General features: G+C 60.5%; 16 protein-coding genes. 4 read left to right on the plus strand and 12 right to left on the minus strand.

Going from position 1 to position 21291, the window contains the following annotated elements; genetic code table 11:
• Positions 1-22 precede the first annotated feature (22 nt).
• Entirely contained in the window at positions 23-979 is a 957-nt protein-coding gene (locus tag ACX82Z_RS12425; RefSeq protein WP_459589185.1) for a TAXI family TRAP transporter solute-binding subunit, read from the minus strand.
• 163 nt (positions 980-1142) lie between these two features.
• On the opposite strand from ACX82Z_RS12425, the gene ACX82Z_RS12430 reads away from it, so the two are divergent.
• Both ACX82Z_RS12430 and ACX82Z_RS12435 read left to right on the plus strand, forming a co-directional pair.
• A complete protein-coding gene (locus tag ACX82Z_RS12430) occupies positions 1143-2864 on the plus strand; it encodes a thiamine pyrophosphate-requiring protein (RefSeq protein WP_459589187.1) in 1722 nt (573 codons plus the stop codon).
• A gap of 215 nt (positions 2865-3079) precedes the next feature.
• Entirely contained in the window at positions 3080-4525 is a 1446-nt protein-coding gene (locus ACX82Z_RS12435; protein ID WP_459589189.1) for an NAD-dependent succinate-semialdehyde dehydrogenase, read from the plus strand.
• Between the two features lie 74 nt (positions 4526-4599).
• On the opposite strand, the gene ACX82Z_RS12440 is transcribed toward ACX82Z_RS12435, so the two are convergent.
• The 5 genes from ACX82Z_RS12440 to dctP form a co-directional block, all read right to left on the minus strand.
• Positions 4600-6111, minus strand: a complete 1512-nt coding sequence (locus ACX82Z_RS12440) for a malonate--CoA ligase (RefSeq protein ID WP_459589191.1) — start codon at positions 6109-6111, stop codon at positions 4600-4602.
• A complete protein-coding gene (locus tag ACX82Z_RS12445; protein ID WP_459589192.1) occupies positions 6104-7411 on the minus strand; it encodes a malonyl-CoA decarboxylase in 1308 nt (435 codons plus the stop codon). Before ACX82Z_RS12445 ends, ACX82Z_RS12440 begins: the two co-directional genes overlap by 8 nt.
• Before the next feature lie 46 nt (positions 7412-7457).
• Entirely contained in the window at positions 7458-8774 is a 1317-nt protein-coding gene (locus ACX82Z_RS12450) for a TRAP transporter large permease (protein ID WP_459589194.1), read from the minus strand.
• Entirely contained in the window at positions 8774-9322 is a 549-nt protein-coding gene (locus ACX82Z_RS12455) for a TRAP transporter small permease subunit (protein WP_459589196.1), read from the minus strand. Before ACX82Z_RS12455 ends, ACX82Z_RS12450 begins: the two co-directional genes overlap by 1 nt.
• A gap of 119 nt (positions 9323-9441) precedes the next feature.
• The gene (dctP, locus tag ACX82Z_RS12460; RefSeq protein ID WP_459589198.1) at positions 9442-10422 is read right to left on the minus strand and encodes a TRAP transporter substrate-binding protein DctP; all 981 of its coding nucleotides are present in this window, start codon (positions 10420-10422) and stop codon (positions 9442-9444) included.
• Positions 10423-10570: 148 nt separating this feature from the next.
• Here dctP and ACX82Z_RS12465 point away from each other — a divergent pair, with 148 nt between their 5' ends.
• Positions 10571-11236 carry a GntR family transcriptional regulator gene (locus tag ACX82Z_RS12465; RefSeq protein ID WP_459589200.1) on the plus strand — a complete coding sequence of 222 codons (666 nt, stop codon included), beginning with the start codon at positions 10571-10573 and terminating at the stop codon, positions 11234-11236.
• A 180-nt stretch (positions 11237-11416) separates the two neighbouring features.
• Here the strand turns inward: ACX82Z_RS12465 and ACX82Z_RS12470 are convergent, their stop codons facing one another.
• From ACX82Z_RS12470 to ACX82Z_RS12485, 4 genes are all read right to left on the minus strand, one after another.
• Positions 11417-13510 (minus strand): mechanosensitive ion channel family protein, encoded by a 2094-nt coding sequence (locus tag ACX82Z_RS12470; protein WP_459589202.1) that lies wholly within the window; start codon positions 13508-13510, stop codon positions 11417-11419.
• On the minus strand, positions 13507-16617 hold the full coding sequence (locus ACX82Z_RS12475; protein ID WP_459589204.1) for an efflux RND transporter permease subunit: 3111 nt from the start codon (positions 16615-16617) through the stop codon (positions 13507-13509). The genes ACX82Z_RS12470 and ACX82Z_RS12475 overlap by 4 nt, the downstream gene beginning before the upstream one ends.
• Positions 16617-17753 (minus strand): efflux RND transporter periplasmic adaptor subunit, encoded by a 1137-nt coding sequence (locus ACX82Z_RS12480; RefSeq protein WP_459589206.1) that lies wholly within the window; start codon positions 17751-17753, stop codon positions 16617-16619. The genes ACX82Z_RS12475 and ACX82Z_RS12480 overlap by 1 nt, the downstream gene beginning before the upstream one ends.
• A 123-nt stretch (positions 17754-17876) precedes the next feature.
• Positions 17877-18557, minus strand: a complete 681-nt coding sequence (locus ACX82Z_RS12485) for a CPBP family intramembrane glutamic endopeptidase (RefSeq protein WP_459589208.1) — start codon at positions 18555-18557, stop codon at positions 17877-17879.
• Between the two features lie 246 nt (positions 18558-18803).
• Between ACX82Z_RS12485 and ACX82Z_RS12490 the strand changes: the two genes are divergently transcribed.
• Positions 18804-19106, plus strand: a complete 303-nt coding sequence (locus tag ACX82Z_RS12490) for a YMGG-like glycine zipper-containing protein (protein WP_459589210.1) — start codon at positions 18804-18806, stop codon at positions 19104-19106.
• A gap of 99 nt (positions 19107-19205) precedes the next feature.
• On the opposite strand, the gene ACX82Z_RS12495 is transcribed toward ACX82Z_RS12490, so the two are convergent.
• A complete protein-coding gene (locus ACX82Z_RS12495; RefSeq protein ID WP_459589211.1) occupies positions 19206-20588 on the minus strand; it encodes a sensor histidine kinase in 1383 nt (460 codons plus the stop codon).
• Entirely contained in the window at positions 20578-21249 is a 672-nt protein-coding gene (locus tag ACX82Z_RS12500; RefSeq protein WP_459589213.1) for a response regulator, read from the minus strand. The genes ACX82Z_RS12495 and ACX82Z_RS12500 overlap by 11 nt, the downstream gene beginning before the upstream one ends.
• Positions 21250-21291 lie beyond the last annotated feature (42 nt).

Below are 21291 nucleotides of genomic sequence, written 5' to 3' on the forward strand. Positions count from 1 at the left end.
CTTCAAACGTGTCGATCAGGCCTTACTGGTTCCACAGACCCGCTTCCTGATAGAAGCGGATCGCGCCGGGATGATATTCGGCGGGCGTGACATCGCCGACCATCTCGTTCGGGTCGAATGCGTTGAAGGGCGCGAAGGTAGCGGCCATCTGCTCCTTGCTTTCGTGGATGATCTTGGTCAGTTCGTAGACCACGTCATCCGAGACGTTCGCATTGGCGAAGATCACCTGCGGATAGGCGAAGAAGGTCGCGGTTTCCTCGACGCCGGGCGCGTTCGGACCGGGCTGCATTTCCTGGAAGAACGCGACCGGCCAGTGCTCGCGCGCCCGTGCCAGATTCTCATCCGTCGGATCGATCGGCAAAGCGCGAAGACCGCCAACCGCCGCATCCGCCTCACGCACCTTGCCGGCACCGTGTGCGAAGATGAAGCCGACCGCATCGCCCGCGATGAACGCATCCGCTCCACCCGTCACGCTCGGCACCTGAACGGGCTGCATGTCGGCACGCGTCATGCCGACTGTCGAATAAATCGCGTCGAGCTGCGGCAAAATGGTGTTTTGCGCCGTGTAGCCGTCAACCATCGGCAGCCCTCGAAGATCCTCGATGGACCGGATATCGGAATCTGCACGCACGAATATCGCCTCGACCAGAGGCATGACCAGCGCGACGATCCGCAGATCCGGGTTTTCCGAACCTTCGAACCACTCCTTGCCTTCGAGCGCGTAATTCACCTCCTGAAGGTTCGCCGCGCCGAACTCTATGCCACCGCTACCGACGAAGGGAATGTACTGGTTCGGACTGGTCGCCGGCTGGATGGTGGCGTTGAGGCCGGCCCGGTTCGCCGCGTTGGCGACCGCCGTTCCGATGTTGTGAAAGATAGACCCCGGGTTCGAGGTGGCGATGCCGACCGTCTGCGCGCCGGCAGCCGCCGAATACGAAATGCCAAGGGCTAGAATGGCCGAAGCCAGGACATGCTTCATGAAATATCCTCCGCTGGTTGGTGGCGCACGCTTCCTCCGCGCCGATCAAAAATCCCTTAAAATGAGATTTTTGTCATCATGCACTTGCGCCAGCGGATTTATCAAGTGCATTTTGCAGGTCAGGCGTTTTCATGCGCCCGGCACTCGGGGAGGAGTTGGAAGAATGGATACGAGCACGGATCTTCGCACGGAAAAATCCACCGTCACGGGCGCGGAAAGCCTGCTGAAGGGTATGAAACGCAGCGGGATCGACTACATCTTCGCCAATTCGGGAACCGACTTCCCCCCGATCATCGAAGCGTTCGCAAAGCTGCACGCCGACGACGTTCCAGTGCCGGTCACGGTGCCTCACGAAACCGCGAGCGTCGGCATGGCGCATGGATACTACCTTGCCACGGGCCGCGTTCAGGCGACGATGGTCCATGTCAATGTGGGTCTGGCCAATTCGGCAATGGGCATCATCAACGCGGCCAGCGACAACGTGCCCGTCGTCGTTATGTCCGGCCGCACGCCGATCACCGAGCATGGCCGGCGCGGCTCGCGCGTCACGCCGATCCAGTATGGTCAGGAGATGTACGACCAGTCCTCGCTCGTCGCCGATTCCTGCAAATTCCATTACGAGATGCGCTATCCCGAACAGGGCGACCAGCTTGCCGTGCGCGCGACCGCGCTGGCGATGAGCGAGCCGCGCGGCCCGGTCTATGTGAGCCTGCCGCGCGAGCCTTTGATGGAGACGCTGCCTGCGACGATCACGCGGCCCGCCTCCATACAGGCGCCGGCAAGCCCCGCCTTTCCCGACCCGGCCGCGATCGGAATCGCGTCGGACTGGCTCGCCTCCGCCCAAAATCCGGTCATCATCTGCCAGCGCAGCGACGTTCACGGCAAAGCGGCTGCCGCGCTTTCGCGTTTCGCCGCCGCTTTCGCCATCCCGGTGGTCGAGCCGTTTTCGGTGCGCAACGTTCTCGCCTCAGACGATGCGATGCTGCTCGGCTACGACATCAAGCAGGCTTTGGCGCAGGCGGATGTGGTGGTGGTTCTCGACAGCGACATTCCATGGATGGAATCGCTGCACCGGCCGGCAAGCGACACACGCATCGTCCATATCGGCCCCGATCCGTTGTTCGCGCGCATGCCGATCCGTGGTTATCAGGCGGATTTGTCGATCGTAAGCGACATGGAAGCAGGCATTCTGGCGCTCGAAACAGCACTGGCGGGCAAGGCGTCGGCAAATGAGGAACGCCGCGCGAAGATTGCGGCACGCAGCAAGGAAAGACTGGCCGCCGCCGAGAATTTTGCAAGATCGGGCAATGGCAGCCCGATGAGCGCGGAGTGGCTCAGCCTTTGCCTGTCGGACGTTCTGGGTGATGACGGGATCGTCTTTTCCGAACTGGGCGTCGTCCCGCCCTCCATGCGGCTGAAGGGACCGAACCGCGTCTTCACCGCCCCCCACTCCGGCGGCCTTGGCTGGGGTATGCCGGCCGCGCTCGGCGCGCAGCTTGCCGACAGGTCCCGCCTCGTCGTCGCCGTTGTCGGCGACGGGTCGTATATGTTTGCAAATCCGGTCGCATGCCACCAGATCGCCGAAGCGCTCGGCCTGCCGATCCTGACGATCGTCAAGAACAACGGCATCTGGAACGCGGTGCGACGCTCCGTCGTCGGTGCCTATCCGGACGGGGCGGCGGTCAAGGCGAACGAGATGCCGCTGACCTCGCTTGAGCCTTCGCCCGCCTATACGCAAATCGCAGGGGCAAGCCGTGCCTATACAGAACGCGTCGAGACCGGTGCCGACCTGCCCGCCGCGCTTTCCCGAGCAATAGAAGTGATCCGCACGGAAAGCCGCCAAGCCATGCTTGAAGTCAAAGTCGAGCAATCGGACCGCAACTGAGCTTTTTCAGCCTTCGTGACGGCGGTTGCAGGACAGGTGGCTAGTAAGAAAACGTGTGCGCGTCGATCGTAGTACGTTGCGATGCGCCGCGGGCTTCATCCCACGTTGACGAAGAATTACACCCCTTTCGCGTGACGTCATAATCTGCGAGAAACCCGGGCAGCGTCGCGCTTATTGCGCGGCGCTTTCATTTTCGAATGTGGAGTTGTGATCGCATGACATCGAATTCAGCCTACCCTGACACGCAGCTTTTCATCAACGGTGAGTGGCGCGCAGGCGGTGGCGGCTCGATCGACGTGGTCGATCCGGCGACGGACGAGGTTATCGGCAAGGTCGCGCACGCAACGCGCGCCGATCTCGACGCGGCGCTGGATGCCGTCGCCAAGGGCTTCAAGGTCTGGAGCGCGACATCGCCCTTCGAACGTTCGAAGATCATGCGTAGGGCGGCAGACATCCTGCGCGAGCGTGCCGACACGATTGCGCCGTTGATGACGCGCGAACAGGGCAAGCCGCTCGATCAGGCACGTACCGAGGTCCTGTCGGCTGCCGACATCATCGACTGGTTCGCCGAAGAAGCGCGCCGCACCTACGGTCAGATCATCCCGGCCCGCGCGGTCGGCGTCACGCAAATGGCGATCAAGCTGCCGGTCGGCCCGGTCGCCGCCTTCACGCCGTGGAATTTCCCGATCAATCAGGTCGTGCGCAAACTCTCGGCTGCGCTTGGCGCGGGCTGCTCCATCATCGTCAAGGCACCGGAGGAAACACCCGCCTCACCGGCCGAGTTGATCCGCGCCTTCGCCGATGCCGGCGTGCCGACCGGGGTCGTCAACCTCGTCTACGGCGTACCGTCGGAAATCTCCGAATATCTCATTCCGCACCCGGTGATCCGCAAGATTTCGTTCACCGGCTCGACGCCCATCGGCAAAAACCTCGCGGCGCTTGCCGGCCAGCACATGAAACTGGCCACGATGGAACTGGGCGGCCATGCGCCTGCGATCATCTTCGACGACGCGAATATCGACAAGGCCGTGAAACTTCTCGCTGCCTCCAAGTTCCGCAATGCCGGCCAAGTCTGCGTCTCGCCGACCCGTTTTCTGGTTCAGGAAGGCGTCTACAGCCAAGTGGTGGAACGCTTCACCGACGCGGCGAAGGCCATCAAGGTCGGCAACGGCTTCGAGGACGGCATCGAGATGGGCCCGCTCGCCAATGAGCGCCGCATCCCCGCGCTCGAACCGCTGATCGCCGACGCTGTCGAACGTGGCGCGCAACTGAAGACCGGCGGCCGGCGCATCGGCAACAAGGGCAATTTCTTCGAGCCGACCGTGCTTTCCGACGTGCCGCTCGACGCACGCATCATGAATGAGGAGCCGTTCGGTCCCGTCGCCGCGTTTCGCTCCTTCGGCACGGTGGACGAGGTGATCGAGGAGGCCAACCGCCTTCCCTTCGGACTTGCCAGTTACGCGTTCACCGGCTCGACCGACACCGCCAACCGTCTCGGCACCGAAATCGAAGCGGGCATGACCACGATCAACCATATCGGCCTCGGCTTGCCGGAAGTCCCGTTCGGCGGCATCAAGGATTCGGGCCATGGCACCGAAGGCGGATCGGAAGCGATCGACGCCTATCTGGTCACCAAATTCGTCACGCAGGTCTCTGCGTAACGAACTTGTTTGGCCTGACCAGAAGGTTCATTGATTGATTATGTACAACTCCGCGCACGGCCATGTCGCGGCGTTCAGCCGAAATGGTCGCGATAGGTGTCGCGCAGGATGTTCTTCTGGACCTTGCCCATGGTGTTGCGCGGCAGTTCATCGACCACGAAGATCGCCTTCGGCTGCTTGAAGCGCGCAAGGCTGTCCTTCATCATCGCATCGAGTTCACCGACATCAAGGCGTGCGCCTTTTTCGGGCACGACGACACAGGCGACCGCTTCACCGAAATCGGGATGCGGAAGGCCGACGACGGCGGATTCGAGCACGCCGGGATGTTCGTCGAAGACCAGTTCGATCTCCTTTGGGTAGACATTGTAGCCACCGGTAATGATCAGGTCCTTCTGGCGTCCGACGATGCTGACATAGCCGTCGGCATCGACGACCCCGATGTCTCCGGTGATGAAGAACCCGTCCTCGCGAAGTTCCTCCTTCGTCTTTTCGGGCATTTGCCAATAGCCCTTGAAGACGTTGTCGCCGCGCACCTCGATCATTCCCGGCTCGCCCTGCGGCAACGTCTGGCCGGTTGCCGGGTCCGTGATCTTGAGTTCCACGCCGGGCAAGGGAAAACCGACGGTTCCCGCGCGCCGATCCCCGTCATAGGGGTTCGACGTGTTCATGTTGGTTTCGGTCATGCCGTAGCGTTCGAGAATCTTGTGGCCGGAACGCGCCTCGAATGCGACATGCGTCTCGGCCAGAAGCGGAGCGGACCCCGAAGTGAACAAGCGCATGTGGCGCGTCAGGTCGCGGTCGAAGCGCGCATCGTCGAGCAGGCGCGTATAAAAGGTCGGCACGCCCATCATCGAAGTCGAATGAGGAAGATGGGCAATGATTTCGTCGACCTTGAAGGACGGCAGGAAGATCATCGACCCACCCGACAGGAGGACCACGTTGGAGGCGACGAACAGTCCATGCGTGTGGAAAATAGGCAAGGCATGCAAAAGCATATCGTCGGGCGTGAAACGCCATTCCTTCACCAGCACTTCGGCATTCGACAAAAGGTTCTGGTGCGACAGCATCGCCCCCTTCGAACGCCCGGTCGTGCCGGATGTGTAAAGGAACGCGGCAAGGTCGTCCGGACCGCGCTCGACGGGGTCAAAATCGCCCGCCTGCTGCGCTGCCGCATCCGCGAAACTACCCGAACCGTCGGCGTTCATTGTCAGGAACTGCGCCTTGGCGTCGTCGGCGACGGTCTGAAGAGAGACAGCCTGACCGGCATCGCCGATCAGCAGGCTCGCACCCGAATCCTTGACGAAGTAAGCGACCTCCGCCGCGGTGTAGGCCGTGTTGAGCGGCAGGAACACAACGCCCGACGTTACCGCCGCGCCGTAAAGCGCAAACGATTCAGGTGATTTCGCGACCTGGACGGCCACGCGGTCGCCCGGTTTCAGGCCGAGCGAGGCAAGCGTCGCGGCGTAGCGAAGGACCATGCCGTAAAAGCTACTGCCGGATATCGTCTTGCCATCCGCCGTGTGAAGAAGCTGCGTTTCGCGGTTCGCCAGCGGCGCGAAAAGGGCGTCATGGAGCACGTTAGGCATGCGAAATCTTTCCCCGGTTTACTGATGCTGCTTTTACGAGTGCATTGATGTTGCGTGAACTTGCGATGGAGCGGTTGCCGACAAAATCCTCATGATTTTGCTCGACGGTCTTCAGATCGTAGAGATAGTTGACCATCGCACCGAACGACTGCCGCAATCCGTTCTCGGACAGGTCGGCACCGGCATGCACGTCATGCACAATCGCCCCATTGCCCAAATGAAACCGCGCCACCGGATCGAGCGGCAGGCCATCGCTGCGCTTTTCCTGAACCAGATAGTGCGCGGCCAGTTCGCGCAAGGGATCGTTCCAGCGCTCAAGGCCAGCCGCCCCCGCCGCCTCGGCGATACCCGCGGCGCGCGGATCGTCGGCGCTTTTCGATTTGAGCCAGCGCGCAAGTCCCGGTATCGGCGAAAGGGTCACGTAATGCCGGAAATGCGGAAGCTCCTGGCTCAATTCCTCGACGACCTGCTTGATGAGCGAATTGCCGAAGGAGATGCCGCGCAATCCGTCCTGGCAGTTCGAGATCGAGTAAAACACGGCCGTGTCCGCCTTGGCGGGAGAAACCGGCTCGCGCGCTTCTGCCAACAGCTTTTGAACCGAGCCAGGTATGCCGCTGACCAACGCGACCTCGACAAAGATCAGCGGTTCGTCCGGCATGGAAGGATGAAAGAAAGCGAAACACCGCCTGTCGGCAGGTAGCAGCCGGCGGCGCAATTCGTCCCAGTTGTTGATGGCGTGAACGGCTTCGTACTGGATGATCTTTTCCAGAATATTGGCCGGCGTTCGCCAGTCTATGTGCCGCAGAACCAGAAAGCCGCGATTGAACCACGACTTGAACAGATGCACGAAATCGATGTCCGTGCGGGCGAATTGCGGGTGCCGATCGGCCAGCCGCAACAGATCGAGCCGCATGCGTACGAGTTCGCCCGTCGCACCGGGCGCGCGGTTGAGACGGCGAAGCAATTCCTGCCGGGGCGGCTCGGCCACCGCGCTCAGCTTCGCAAGTCCTTCGGCATCGGGCGAAGCCGCATAGCGACTGGCGGCAACCTCAACTTCCCTTGCATCGACATCGAGTTCGTCGGTCAGAAATTCGAAGAAGGCGATCTTGTCGCTTTCGCTCATCGTCCGGTAACGCGAGAGAATGGCCCGCGCGATACGCATGCCGGTCACTTCGCCATTGCCGGACAGGAGTTCCTCGCACATGCCGCGCACCGGCTGCTCTCCGGGTGTGGCCTCGAACCACGATCTGCGCTCGAACAGCGTCGTTACCAGATCAGCGAAAAAGCCCGACGATCTCATCGTTCAAATATCCTTACCTTCGGAGGGAGTTTCGTGCCCCTGCCCGTCATATTGCCGGCCCCATCATCACGTCGGGAAGCCAGGTGGCGATACCGGGGAAGATGCACAGGATGATGATGGCGGCGACCATGCACATCACATAGGGAAGCGAGCCCATGAGGACTTTCTTCAGCGAAATGTCGGGCGCTATCGAGTTGATGACGTAGAGATTCAATCCGACCGGCGGCGTGATCAGCCCGATCTCCATGTTGATCGTCAGGATGACAGCGAACCAATAGGGGTCGAATTCGGCCGCCATGAGGATCGGCATCAGGATCGGGGCGGTCATGACGATGACGGCGACCGGCGGCAGGAAGAAGCCTGCGACCAGCAGGAAGAGGTTGATGATGCCCATCAGCACCCACCGGTTGACCTCCAATCCCGCGATCCACTGAGCGATCGTCTGCGTGATGAAGAGCGATGACATCATGTAGGCGAACACGCCGGCCGCCGCGATGATGAACATAATCATCACGGCCTCCTTCGTGGAGTCGCGGAAGACATTCCAGATGATACGCGGCTGCCACATCTTGTAGATGATCATCGCCATGATGAGAGCGAGAAGCGCACCCACTGCCGCCGTTTCGGACGGCGTCGCGACACCGCCATACATCGCGTAGAGCACGCCGGCGATGATCAGCAGGAAGGGGATGACGCGCGGCAGTATCTCAAGGCGCTCGGCCAGCGAGTATCTGCGCATCGAAAGGTTCTGCAACGTTCCGTCGCGCCATGAGACGAAGATCGTCCACATCATGAAAAGACTGACGAGCATAAGCCCGGGCAGCACGCCCGCAAGGAACAGCCGGCCGATCGAGGTCTCGGTCGCGATGCCATAGACGATCATCGTCACCGATGGCGGGATCAGGATGCCGAGTGTGCCGCCGGCAGCGATCGAACCGGCCGCGATCTCGTCCGAATAACCGCGCTTTCGCATTTCGGGAATGCCCATCTTGCCGATCGCCGCGCAGGTAGCGGGACTGGAGCCGGACATCGCCGAAAACAGCGCACAGGCGCCCAGATTGGAAACGACAAGCCCGCCAGGCACACGCGTCATCCAGCGCTCCAGCGCTTCGAACAGGTCAGCGCCCGCCCGGGTCGATGCGATTGCCGCACCCATGATGATGAACATGGGGATGGCCAGCATGGTGAAGCTGTTGAGGTCGGCGAAGTAGACCTCGGGGATCATCTGGAGCGAGCGCGTACCGTCGAAGATGACCAGAAAGACGGCCGATACGAGAAGCAGGCCGACCGCGACAGGCGCGCCCGAGAAAAGCACGACGATGGTGACGATGGCGACGAGCAGACCGAGAATCAACGGGTCCATCAGTTATCCTCCAGACCAAAGGGCCTGTCCAAACGCAGGTGAAGAGCGACGAGATCGGCGATCAGTTGCAAGGTGTAGAGGCCGAAACCGACCGGCAGAGCCAGCATCGGTATCCATAAGCGCACGCCCCACACGGTGCTGGAACGCCAGTTGCGCGAGAAGGCTTCGTGCCAGCCTTCGAAGGCGTACCAGGTCAAGACCGACATCAGGCCGATCGTCAGGACGAAGACGAAATAGGCAAGCGCGCGCCGAACGCCGTTCGGCAGCATCGAGGGGATGAGATCGACATTGACGTGGCCACGCAGTCTCTGGACATAGGCAAGTCCGATGGTCGTGACGGCGATCATCATGTAGATGACGGCCTCGGTCTGCCAGATCGTCGACTGGCGCAGCACGAAGCGCACGAAGATCATGTGACAGGTCACGAAGATCGAAGCGACGATGAGCGTGGCCGCAAGCCAGCCGCAGACGGTCGAAATGCCGTCGATGAATCTCAGGACGGGATGTTTTTCAGGCCCGGACTGTATCACGGGGGCGCGTTGTTCCATTGCTGGCCTCGGTTAATGGGCGTGGCTCTGCCATCGGCCGCCGCGCGATCCGCGATCCGGCCCTCAGGTGACGCAAAAAGAAGTGGCCCGACGCCATCGATGCGCCGGGCCGATGATGGCTATTGAACCTCGGCAGCCAGATCGAGGTAGCGCTGGCCGTCAGGCACTTCGGCAAGGAAAGCCTTGTAGGAGGTTTCCTCGGCAAGTTGACGCCATGCGTCGAAATCGTCCGGCGTCATCGTGGCGATTTCCACCCCGGCCTGCTGGAACGGCTCGATGGAGGCGGCATCTTCCTTCTTGGCTTCTTCGAGGTAGTAGGCCTGCGCCTTTTCAGCGGCGGTGGTAAGCGCTTCCTGCTGCTCGGGCGTCAACCCTTCGAAGGTCGACTTGTTGATCAACATGGGCTGATACATGAACCACAGCGCGACGTCGCCGGCAGGCGTGTAGCAGCCGACCTGTTCGTACATCCGGAACGAGACGAAGGACGACGAGGACGTGTTCAGCGCGTCGATGATGCCCTGCTGCATTCCGTTATAGGCTTCGGATGACGGCATCGAGGAAATCGACGCGCCTGCGCCTTCCAGCATCTGCTCGAACGCCTTGCCGGCCGCGCGTACGGATTTGCCCTGCATGTGCTCGGGCCGGGTGATGCAACCCTCCTTCGAGGCGAACCCGCCGGCCAGATAGCCGTGGACGAGAACGAGCACGTCATCCTCCGCCATGATCTCCTCGATAGCGTCCATGAACGGGCTGTCGTTCATGCGCGCGGCATGATCGTGATCCTTGATCAGGCCCGGCATCAAGGTAAGATTGTACTCGGCGCGCTGGCCGCCGGCATAGGACAGCGGAAAAACGGTCATATCGAGCTGGCCGCGCGACAGCGGCATGTATTGCTCGGTCGCCTTGAACAGCGAAGCCGACGGGAAAATCCTGATCGTCAGGTCCACATCGGCGGCGGCAACGTCATCGGCTACCATCTGTGCGATGCGGTGGCGAACGTCATTGGTGGAGAATTGGTGTGACAGGCGCAGTTCCGTTGCGCTGGCAACGCTGCACGCAAGCATGATCGTGGCAGCAGAAGCTGCGATTGTTTTCAACATTGGTTTCCTCCCGGTGCATGCGACCAACGCCTGCGGAGCGCCCCGCGGCAAAGTCGCAAGCCTAGGAGTAAGTACATTGCATTTTATGTCAACCTTCTTGTATGCAAGAAGTCGTTTTTTGTGTTGTAGCGCATTCATGGAGTAGCCGATGGTCAGCCGATCCGATCTGGTCCGAGAGCAACTTGAACAGTTGATCGTGGAAGGCGCGTTCTCCAATGGCGAACGACTCGACGAGATCAAGCTCTCCCAGCGCTTCAATGTTTCCCGCACACCTTTGCGCGAGGCATTTCAGGCACTTGCCGCCTCCGGTCTGATCGATCTTCAGCCAAGGCGCGGCGCGTTCATGCGCTATCCGGCCTTCGAGGAGGTCATCGAGATGTTCGAGGTGATGGCCGAGATCGAGGCGTTCTGCGGGAGCCTTGCAAGCAGACGGGTGACGCCGAAACTGATCGACAGGCTGTCGCAGACGGTCGCTGAATGTGAATGCGCGGTCGCCGCCGATGACAGCGGCGCATATTACCGTGCCAACGAGGTGTTCCACTTCCTGATCTATGAGGCTTCGGGGAACGCCTTTCTGGCGAAGGAGGCCGGCAGGCTTCATCGGCGTCTCAAGCCATATAGGCGCATGCAGCTCAAGGTCCGAGGCAGGATGGTGCAGTCGCTTGCCGAGCATCGGCTGATACTCGACGCCCTCGTCAAAGGCGAAGGAGAAACGGCGGCAACAGGCCTGCGCGATCACGTCGCCATTCAGGGCAGCAAGTTCAACGATCTCATCGTCAATTATCGCCAAGCGACGGGTTCCAGCGCCGCATAGCCGCCGCCGTTTGAATAGAGCTATACCGATCCTTAGCCTAAGGTCAGTCCCTGTTAAGTACCGGGAAGAGTATGGCCGTACCGGTCCTAGACGCAAGATAGAGGCAGCAAATACGGCGATGGCCAATGCCCTACCAAGCGTCCCCGATAGACGGCTTACTCGATCCGTGCCTAGCGCTGCTCAGAGCGCAATCCCCCGCTCCGCTAGCGCCGCCATGAACAAGCCGTTGAAGGCGCGTGCAAGTTCGGTCTGCCGCATGGGCGAGGTTCGAAGCGATCCGCTAATGACGACCGCACCAGCGCGAATCTCGTCGATGCCGATTTCGTGCATGTCGCTTTTCAACATCATTGTATATTGCGGGTCCGACCGTAGACGGGCGGTCGTCTCGCGCATCGCCTGAATGATCTGTTCAGGATCAACCCCGGACGGAACCGCATAGCGAGGCCGGAACACGCCGTAATTGCGCGAACGATTCTTGAATGCCTTGACAGTTGAAAACGGTACCGAGTGCAGCGCTCCCTCGCCGTCACGTAGTCGGATCGTGCGCAACGATATGCTCTCGACAACCCCGCTACGGTCGCCGGTGTCGATCGTATCGCCGATGGCTATGGTGTCTTCTGCCAGAATGAAAAGTCCGGTGATGACATCCTGGACCAGTTGTTGCGAGCCGAAACTCAAGGCAAGCCCGAAAACGCCCGCTCCGGCGATGAGCGGGGTGACGTCGACGCCGATATTGGCGAGAACGGCGATGCCGGTCAAAAGCGCAAGCAGGATCATCACACCGTTTCGCACCAGCGGCAGCAGTGTCTTGGCTCGGTTGGAGCTTTGCCTGGGGCGACCGAATGCGTCCGTCGGCGTCAGAGCACTGGCAATCCACGCGTCGAGCGCCACCCAAATGAACCAGGCGAGCACGGCGCATACCAAAACGGCGAACAAGGGCCGGGTCAGTTGCTGTCCGTCGCCGGACAGCCAGTTCCACAGATCAAATCCCCATATCTGGCTGATCATAAGCACGGTGCCGAGCGCGACAACGATATCGGTGCAATGGCGCAAGGCGTTGTACATCGCGGTTAAAAGTGCCTGCTGGACTGCGCCGCGACGAATTCTTCGAATTCTGGATGAAAAGAGCCTGCGAAAAAGCGTGGTCAGGATCAGCGCGCCCAAAACGGTCGCGAAGGACCACAGGACCTGGCTTACGACGTCATTGTCCCGCTGCCCGGCAACAAGGCTCACGATGCTTAGGCCAAGGAAAGCGTAGGCGAAGAGGTGCCAGTATCCGGCCAACTGGCGAAATGCATTGGCGATCGGATTGCCTGGTGATGAGGTACGCCTGGCGGCGGTACCGAATATCAACCTGCTGATTGCCGGCCTGTACGTGAAGATGAAGACGATGGTGATGAGCGCGGCGATAAGGTTCAGGCCAAAGCCCGCCAGATCTGCGGTCGACCAGCCAATGACCCGGCGCAGCTCCGGATCGAGGCACAATGCGGCACCGATACTGACAATTCCGATCGATACAAGCCAGGGATAGAACTTAATCTGGCAATATCTCGTGAAGCGCGGCCCTCGCATGCCTGCCAACGCGGAAAGTCCCGACGTCAGAAGGTCGGAGAGCAGCAGCGCTAAAAGCAACCCGGCGATCAGCGTGAGAAGCACACGAAAACCGACCCCGGTGGACGCGACAACGGAAATGGTCGTCGCGACGGCAAAAAACAGTGCGATATAGGCGATCGCCTTGATCAGGAGACCGCCGACAAGCCTGCGTTTGCGAGGCACCCGCTCAGGCTGAACCAAGCCGCGTGCAAACCGCCGTAGCATGTACCCTGCCAGCGCAACCACGACCAGGACAGGTAACGCCCACGACGCGAAACGCTGGAGGCCGCCACTTTCGATGCCCGACCGAGAGCGGGTGCTTACCTGCGTCCACGCCTGTTGCGCCTTCACTTCGATCGGCACGCCGAAAGTGGCCGTTGGAAGGTTCGCAATGATATCGCTCGACCAGTCCCCGACCGCGCCGATCAATCCCGCCTCTGGAATGACGTCGGAGGCGTCCGCATCCATTGCAGAAGCAGGGCTATCGTCAGTTTCTCTCTGCGTGTCGCCCGAGGATACCTCTCGCAGATGCTCGAGCAACTGATCATTAAGGGCGGGGTCTTCCAGAATCTTGATGAGGCTGTCGACTGCTTCCGTCTGGGGAACAGGCGATTGTGCCATTGCTTCGGATGTCGCGATGATGGCGACTACAAGAACCAGGAAGCTTCGTAGTCTTTTCATACACTTCCGTCCTCGGCAATTTTCCGACCGGCTTGCCTGCGGTCACGGCGGCGTCCGTCCCACGCCAGCAATGTCGGCGTCAAGCTGGAGGTGATGACGGTACCTGCAACGAGGCCGCCGACAATCGTCGTCGCCAGTTGCATCCATTGCTGCCCTGACGGAGCGCCGAAATAAAAATCGCGGCCGAAGAAATCGACGGTCAGCCCCAAGACCATGGGCATCAATCCGGTCACGGTCGTCAGCGCTGTTAGAACAATGGGTCGGAAGCGTTCACGCGCGGCGAGCCCAGCGGCTTCGTCGGCCGTCAGGCCGCGGCTGCGGTGCTCGTTATACGCATCTATGAGGATGATATTGTTGTTCACGACGACGCCCGCCAGCGCCATGATGCCCATCCCGCCCATGACCATGGAGAACGCTTCCTGCTTGACGATGAGAAGCAGAAAAACGCCCGGCAGAGAACAGACGATCGCAGACAGCACAAGCAGGCTCTGGAAGAAGCTGTTGAGCTGCGTGAGCATGATCAGGAACATCAGGAAGATGGCAAGTACGAAGGCAGCGACGAGAAACTGCATCGTTTCCTCCTGATCCTCGATCTCGCCGGCAAAGCGGACGCTGACGCCCTCGTCGAATTCCGCTGCGTCGAGCTGTTCCTGCAAGACGGCGAGCGCCTCGGCCACTGTCACACCTTCGATGATTCCCGACGAGACGCTTTGCACGTTCTCGCCGCCGATCCTGTTCACGACCGTTGGCGCCAAAGCCGGAACCAATGTCACGAAATTGGAGACCGGCACCATGCCGGCATCCGAGGCAACCCGCATGAGGCCAAGCTGCGCGAAGTTGCGATCCTTGAGCGGGAAGCGCAACGTGATGTCCACCTCGTCATTGAGATCGTCCGGCAGATAAGTTCCAAGAACGACGCCGTTCGTCATCAGCCGCACGGCATTGCCCAGCGTTTGGATATCCACGCCATATCTGGCGGCCAGTTCCCGATCGATGTCGAGCCTGACTTCCAGCGCAGGGACAGGCACGTCGCTGGAAATATCCGTGAACATCCCCTGTGCTTCCATGATGCGCTGGACCTGAAGCGCGGCAGGTGCGAGACGGACCGGATCGTTGGCGACGATCTCCACATCTACAGGGCGCGCCGCGCCGAGCCCGGCTTCCGCCTCTTCGATACGGATGCCGATGCCGGGAATGTCGACTGTCGCCTGCAGGAGGGCTTCCACGATCTGCGACGCAGGGGGGCGCTGGCGCCAGTCGAAGAAATCGATCTGAATCGTTCCGATGATGTCGGAGCCAAGGTTTGACTGGAGCCTTTGTTCGACCGAGCCGATGGTTCGCGAATAGGCAAGCTCGGTTCCCGGCGTCGAAATCACCCGGTTTTCCACGAGGCGCACAAGCTGATCGGCTTCGTGGACGGACAAATTGCCATCGGCCGTGATCTGGATTTGCGCGCGTTCCGGCTCCACCGCCGGAAAGAACTCGGTGCTGCGTCCGAACTGTCCATAGGCCATGATCGAAACGAGGAAGACGAGAACGCAAAGTCCCACGGTCAATCCCGGCCGGGCAATCGTAATGTCCAGAACGCGTTCGTAAAAGCGAGGAACCCTGATGCGGTCACGCTTTTCGGCGCGCTTACGGCGCGAGGCAACAAAACCGCCGATGACCGGAACGAAAATCAGCGCCATGGCCAACGACACCGAAAGTGTGATGATCACCGTAGCGGGCAGATAGAACATGAACTGACCGGCAACGCCCGGCCAGAACAGCAGCGGAAAGAACACCGCGAGCGATGTGGCGACGGAGGCAATGACGGGCCAGGCCATTCGCTGCGCCGCGACGCGGAACGCATCGGACGGTGCGACGCCTTCATCTTGCTGGCGCTCGGCAAGTTCGATCACGACCATCGCTCCGTCCACAAGCATGCCGATGACGAGAATGAGCCCGAACAAAACAACGAGGTTCAGCGTAAAACCGAGTAGGTTGATGATGAGTATGCTGCCGAAAAACGCCCCGGGAATAGCAATGCCGATCAAAAGCGATGGCCGCAGTCCAAGTGCGAGGATCGTTGGGAGCATGACCATCACAATCGCCAGGATCACGCTGTTTTCGAGGTCTGCGAGCAGCGTGCGAATGTCATCGGCCTGGTTCTGCAGATAGTCGACGCGCAGCGCATCGGGCCATTGGGCGCGCGACGCATCGACGACGTCCTTCACTGCCGCCACCGTGTCTAGAACGTTAGCGCCCGTCACCTTGGTTATATCGATGCCGATGGTCGCTTCGCCGTCGATGCGCGCGAAGCTCACGGGGTCCTGATAGCTCTGACGCACCTCGGCCACGTCCTGAACGCGCACGACAATGCCATCGGAAACGCGCACCGGCATCGCCAAAACGTCGGCGATGGACTGGATCGTGCCGGGGATCGACACGGCGATGCGACCCGAGCCGGTATCGAACGCGCCGGCCGGAACGAGTTGGTTGTTGCGTTGGATCGCGCCGGCGATTTCGCTGGATGAGATGCCGTAGGATTGAAGGGCGAGCGGATCGATCAGGATTTCAAGCAGATCCTCCCGGTCGCCTTGCAGGCGTGCCTCCAGGATGCCCGTGATGCCCTCGATGTCGTCCGAAAGATCGCGCGCGGCCCGGATCAGATCGCGTTCGGGAACATTGCCCGACAACGCTACCGTCAAAATGGGAAAGATCGACAGGTCGACTTCGCGCACGATCGGCTCATCCGCACCGTCGGGCAGGTCCGCACGCACATTGTCGACTTCATCGCGCACATCCTGGAAGGCGCGGGATTGATCGTAGCCGGGCTGGAATTCCAGAATGACCGACGCGAAGCCTTCGCCGGCCTGACCGGTGATGTTGCGCAGGCCGTCGATCGACTGCAGGCGTCTTTCGAGCGGTTCGATCAGAAGCCGCGAACTGTCCTGCGCCGAAATGCCGGCATAGGTTACGTTGACGGTGAAATAAGGAATCTCGATTTCGGGATTGGCCTCCTTCGAAATCGTGGCATAGGAAAAGACACCAGCCATAAAGATGAGAATGAAAAAGACGAGCGTGGTTCGTGTCCGCGAAAACGCTGCCGCGATCATGGCCTGCATCAGCGGGCCTCCGGCTCGGTCTGGTCCGGATCGTCTGCTTGCGTTCCCGGTGCGATGACCCGCTGACGGTATTCAGGCGGGGTCTCCTCCACGACGACCGCTTCGCCGGCGGCGATGCCACCCTGGCTGATCGTAATGATGCGTTCGCGCGGTGCGAGGCCCGCGATCCATATGCCGCTGGAATCCGCCATGACGACATTGACCTGTTCGAACGCGACCGTGTCGTCGTCACCGACGGTGTAAATGCCGAGAAGCCCCTGCTCGTCGAGGCGCAGCAATGCGGCCGATACATGGTGCGCCTCGACCGTGCGCGTCACCAGCGCGACCTCGGCACTCAAACCGGCTGGGAAAGCGCCTTCAGGATTCGGCACCTCCACCTCCACGCGAAAGGTCCGCGTCGAGGCGTCGGCAAGGGGCGAAACGAAAGTGACGCGGCCATCGACCTCGTCGCCCCCGATGAAGCTTACCTTGGCGGCCATCCCCGGCCGCACACGTGTCACCTGTGCCTGCTGGACCTGGATGACAGCGACCAGCGGATCGTTATCGACGATTTCGAGCACTTCGCCACCCAAGGGCACATAGGCCCCGACGTCCGAAATGACACGGTTGACGGTGCCCGCGATCGGAGAGCGCAGTGTCGTATTCTCGATTTCGAGTTCGATGGCGCGCAACTCCGCGCGCGCCGCCTCCAATTCGGCAAGACGCGCCTGAACGTCCTGCGAGGGCCCGACGCCGCGTTCGGCAAGCCGTTGCGCAGCGGCATGGCTCTGTTCGGCTGTCGCCAGTTGCGCTTGTGCCCGCGCAAGACGGGCTTCGCGATCATCGGTCGACAGTTGCGCCAGTTCGTCGCCAGTCTGAACAGTTGTTCCCTGCGATGCGACGGATTCGATCAGGCCGTCCGTCCGCGAGCGCAAGATGACGACCTGTGTCGGTTCCACCTCGCCGTAAAGCGACATCCGCTGGTCGACCGGGGTGGCTTCGCTCCAGCTCGCGGCCACGACCGGCACGGAACGCTCGCGCTCCGACGCGGGAGCCTCGGTTTGGGGGCCGTTCATGCCGGTGGCGATCCAAACCACGATGACCGCGATGATGGCGACGAAGACGAAGAAGGAGGAATTGAAAATTCTCAAATTCATGAAGCAACCGGAGGCAACAGATTTATTGTTATGCGCATTCGTCCAACGAATAATCGAAGCATAGAACGGCATTGGATCGAGATTGAAGAAGAACGATGACTGCGCGGCAGATCGCAAGTGCAATCAGACGATCGCATAGGTGATCAGCCACAGGCCATTGAAAACCATATGCACGACAAAGCCGGGCCAGATCGAATTGGTCTTTCGAAACAGCAGTGCGGCAATGATGCCGACAAGAAATGCATTGAGAAAGATGACGCTCGGCCCGTGCATGGCGGCGAAGATCAGCGCGCTTCCGACGACGCCGGACCATACGCCGTAGCGGTTGAGCGTATTGGCCATAACGCTGCGAAAAAAAGCTTCCTCCCCGAACGGGGTCAGGATCGCACCGGCGATGAGCAGGATGAGCAGGGAGAATGCCCCGTCCGTCGCAGCAGCTTGGAAATCGGCCTGCGTGTTCGCTTCGGTGACGAACGTGAAATAAACGGCTTCCATGGCATGGCTGAAGCCATAGGCGGCGATCCCGATCGCCATCCCGGCCAGCAACCATGTCGGCGCGACGCGGCGAAATCCGAAAACGCGTATGTCGCGAATGCGAAGGGAAATGGCCGCCACAAGCGCGAGAGTGCCCGCAATGCCGTTGGCTGCCATGCCGAAATTGCCGCGTATGGCGGCATAATCGTCTTGCGTCTGCAAAAGGACGACGGAGATGCCCGCGAGCAGCAACAAGTAGACGACCGACGCGATGGCGACTTCTGGCCAGCCAGGCCGAGTCAGTGGAGTCCAATTAATTCGGGCCTTCATCGTGGTCGTCCTGCTCTTCGCTTGTCATCTCGCCGGCGAGCCATTTCGCCGCGCCGGTTCCTCCGCAGCTAGAACGGCAGAATTACCTGAAGATTACATCGGGAAACGACCCTGTCCCTTCGTCAGTTCAGGCACGGACAGATGGTGAAACCGTTTCAACTTGCCGTAATGCACCCGTAACTGTGCCTGGTCATACGCCAGCCGACAGGCGCGTCGGTTCGTCTTGAACGCCTGCAGGATATGTCAATGGATGAAGGATTGAACATGAAGAAGGTCATTGCAGGTGTGCTGGTCTCCCTGACGCTTACGGCATGCAGCCAGACTGAAAAGGGAGCCGGGATCGGCGCGGCAAGCGGTGCGATTATCGGCGGCCTGGCCAGTGGTTCATGGGAAGGTGCAGCCGTTGGTGCGGCGGCCGGCGGCGCTGGCGGCGCTGTCCTGGGCAACATCAGCGAGCGCAATGAACGTAACGGTCGCGACAGATGGGATCGCAGGGATCGTCGATACGATCGTTGCGAATATCGCGACAGGCACGGCCGCTGCCGCTGAAACAGCGGCGCAGATATTTTGCAAATCGCAAATGAAAGCGCCGAACGATTGTCGAACCGTTCGGCGCTTTTTTGCGATACGTTTTCTGACCTTAAAAGCTCAAGTGCTGCCGGCCGCGGTCGTATCACAAGAAATACGACCTTCACGCCAGCGCACCGCAAAGATGCTGCCCGTTTTCTGAGACGGCGCGAGTTCGACATAGCCGCCATGGCTGGTGACGATCTCGTCGACCATGCTCAACCCCAGACCTGCGCCGGCTCCGTGCGGGTTGACGCGGTAGAACGGCTCGAAGATGCGGGCTCGGCTTTCTCGCGGAACACCAGCGCCCTGATCGGCGACGAGAACGCTTCCATCGCCCTCGATCACCACCGATATCTCACCGGCTTTGCCGCCATATTGAACGGCATTGCGCAAAAGGTTGACGAAAACGCGTTCCAGAGCTTCGGGATCGCCGTCGACAAGTGCTTGCCGCGCCTTGCTGTCGAACGAGATTTCGTATCCCTCAGCGATCGCGTGAGGTGCAAGATCGGCAACCACTTTCGCTACGATTGCATTGAGGTCCACCGATATCCTGCGGGCCGGCTTTTGCCGGTAAGCCTCGATTTCAAGCAGTTGATTGGCGATCGCCGTAAGTCGTTTGATACCGGCCTGAAGGTGAGTTTTCTCGGAGCTGGAAGGAAGCGTGTCGATCCGCACCTGAAGGATAGCGATCGGCGTGCGCAACTCATGCGCCGCATTGACGAAAAATCGCTCGGTCGTCTCGAACCCGCTGTCGATCCGCTGCAGGGCCATGTTGATGCCGTCGACGACCGGTAGTACTTCGCCAGGAAGGCCACGCCCTTCCACGACGCCGCCTCGCGCGTTGTAATCGATCTTGTCGAGGCGGCCGCTGAGGTCGTTAAAGGAACCGAGCGCCCATCGGGTGACCAGTGGAACACCGATCAACGTGATGGCCACGAGGATCAGCGCCGGTACGCCGACGGCGATGTTCCCGAGCATGATCGTCAGGCCGTAGAGCGATACGGAAACACCACCCGCCAGGATGACGGCCTCCCCCGCAGGCGTTTCCAACCGCTCCAGCCGGGCGACAGTGGCCGGATCGTCCACGTAGCCGTGGAGTTCGACACTGCGGAACGTGCGAAGCAGAGGCACGTTCGGCGCGACTTCGGCCGGTATGTCGCCATGCGACAGGACGGTTCCGTCGGGCAGGTCGGCGACGAACCACAGCTTCGGTTCGTCCTGCATCATCTTCATGAGGCTTTCGGTCGGCACGAGCTCTGGAGTGCCGTCGGCGTCGACATGGATCGAATCGGCGACGTGCTGTGCCAGCCAAATCGACGGAATCGCGCCGTCCGGCTCGATGTCGGATGCAATATAGAAAACGAGCGCCAACGAAAAGGCGATCGCACATATCTGAAGGGTGACGAAACCGAGCGTGAACCGCCAGCGCAGCGACATGCTTTTCTTATTATTACGGCTCATGAAGGAAATATCCGATGCCCCGTACATTCTTGATGGCGATGTCTGCATGCGCCTCGCCGAGCTTGCGGCGCAGCCGCGACATGTTGGCTTCCAGCGAATTGGACTGAATCTCGTCATCGAATGAATAAACGTTGTCTTCCAGCAAGGACCGAAGAACAGTGCGCCCGCGATTGCGCAGGAGCGTTTCAAATATGAGAAGCTCACGCCTGGTCAGAGCAAGGCGCGCGCCGTTGACGTGGATATCGCGCGAGGCGCGGTCGAATGTGACGTTGCCCACAGTTGTAAGAGACGGCTCACTGACCGGAGAACGCCTAAGAATTGCATTCATCCTGGCGAGCAGTTCATTGACCTCGAACGGCTTGGGCAAATAGTCGTCCGCGCCTTCGTTCAACCCGGAAATCCTGTCGGTCGTCGTCCCCCGGGCCGAAACGATAATCGAGGGAACAAGCCTTCCGGTCCGTCGCATCTCGGAAAGAAGAGTATTGCCGTCACCGTCCGGCAATTGCCGGTCGATGAGCAGAAGATCATAGTCCGACAGTGCAATCGCTTCGCGTGCGGTTGCCAGGTCGGCGACAACGTCGAGGACGATGCCGTGCTGTGAAAACGCGGTGCGAAGTGCATCGGCCATTTCGACATCGTCTTCTATGAGCAGGAGTTTCATTATTATCGCCGTTCCGGGAGCCACACCATTTTCCGTGTTCGG

The sequence above is a fragment of the Aliihoeflea sp. PC F10.4 genome (assembly GCF_054612275.1).